Origin of the sequence: Corallococcus sp. CA041A, from assembly GCF_003612075.1 — a bacterium.
Taxonomy (GTDB): Bacteria; Myxococcota; Myxococcia; order Myxococcales; family Myxococcaceae; genus Corallococcus; species Corallococcus exiguus.
Genome location: NZ_RAWF01000534.1, coordinates 1 through 1,466, shown reverse-complemented (window position 1 = coordinate 1,466; position 1,466 = coordinate 1). Strand labels below are relative to the sequence as shown.

Sequence of the window (1,466 nt, the reverse complement as noted above, 5' to 3'; positions counted from 1 at the left end):
GCGGGGGACTGGGCGGGCTCACGGCGGCGGCGCTGCTCGCGCGAGGCGGCTGCGAGGTGACGGTCTACGAGCGCTCCAAGCACCTGGGAGGGCGGGCGCGGACGACAGAGGTGGAGGGCTTCCGCTTCAACCTGGGGCCGCATGCCCTGTACCGGGCGGGCGCGGCGTTTCGGGTGCTGGAGCGCCTGGGTGTGAAGCCCACGGGAGGCATTCCGAATCAGACGGGCTCCCATGCGCTGGTCGGCGGCCGGTTGCACACGCTGCCCCGGGGCGCCGTGACGCTGATGACGACGGACGTGCTGTCGCTCGCCTCGAAGCTGGAGGTGGCGAAGCTGCTGGCGGGGCTGGCCCGTATCGACACGCAGCCACTGGGGGCGATGTCGATGCGGGAGTGGTTGGAGACGCGCCTGACGCGAAAGGACAGCCGGGCGCTCGTCGGGGCACTGCTCCGCGTGTCCTCGTACTGCGCGGACTTCGAAGCGCTCAGCGCGGAGGCGGGGCTGAAGCAGCTCCAGTGCGCGACCGCCGCGAACGTGCTGTACGTGGACGGAGGCTGGAGCACCCTGGTGGACGCGGTGGAGCGGTTGGGGCGCGAGGCAGGTGTCCGGCTGGAGCTGTCCGCGCGAGTGGAGGCCGTCGTTCTGCAAGAAGGCGGCAAGCGGGTCGAAGGTGTGCGGCTCGCGGACGGCACGGTGCATCGCGCGGACGCGGTGGTGATGGCGGGAAGCCCCGCGGACGTGGCGGCGCTCGTACCGGGAGACGAGGTGCTCGCGAGGGAGGCGCGAGAGGCTGTGCCCATCCAGGCGGCGACGCTGGAACTGGGACTGTCGGCACTGCCGAGGCCGGATGCGTTGTTCGCGCTGGGGCTGGATGGGCCCTGGTACGCGTCGGTGCATTCGGCGTCCGCGAAGCTGGCGCCGGAAGGGGGCGCGATGGTGCACGTGGCGAAGTACCTGGGCGGCGCGGACGCGGAGGCGAGCGAGGCGGCGCTGGAATCCGTGATGGACGCGCTTCAGCCGGGATGGCGCGCGAAGGTGGTGGCGCGGCGCTACCGGCCCTCGCTCACTGTCAGCGCCGGGCTGCCCCGGGCCGTGAACGGCGGGCTGACCGGGCGTCCCCCCGTGGAGGTGCCGCACGTGGGCGGACTGTTCCGCGTGGGCGACTGGGTGGGCGCGGAGGGCATGCTCGCGGACGCATCCCTGGCGAGCGCCGAGGCCGTGGAGCAAGCCCTGGTGCGACGCACCGCGACGTCCCAGCGCCGTGCGGCGGGAACTTGAGTCGGATGGGCCTACAGGCCAGGAGCCCCTCCCGGCGGCGCCGCGCAAAAACTTGTCCGACAGGAGGGTTGCGCGGAATAAGCAATCTGATGGGTCCTGTAGAAGGGAGATGACGTCAGAAGAGGGAGCCTCCTGCTCGTCTGCGGAGCAGCGGAGCAGACGCCGCGTCGCCAAGGACCCGACGCCGCG

At 72.2% G+C, this 1,466-nt stretch carries 1 protein-coding gene; it reads left to right on the top strand.

The window, feature by feature from the left end; translation table 11 throughout:
* Positions 1 to 1,277: NAD(P)/FAD-dependent oxidoreductase (locus tag D7V77_RS41965; RefSeq protein ID WP_147452359.1), on the top strand; the 1,277-nt coding region annotated here is incomplete at its 5' end.
* Between the last annotated feature and the right edge of the window lie 189 nt (positions 1,278 to 1,466).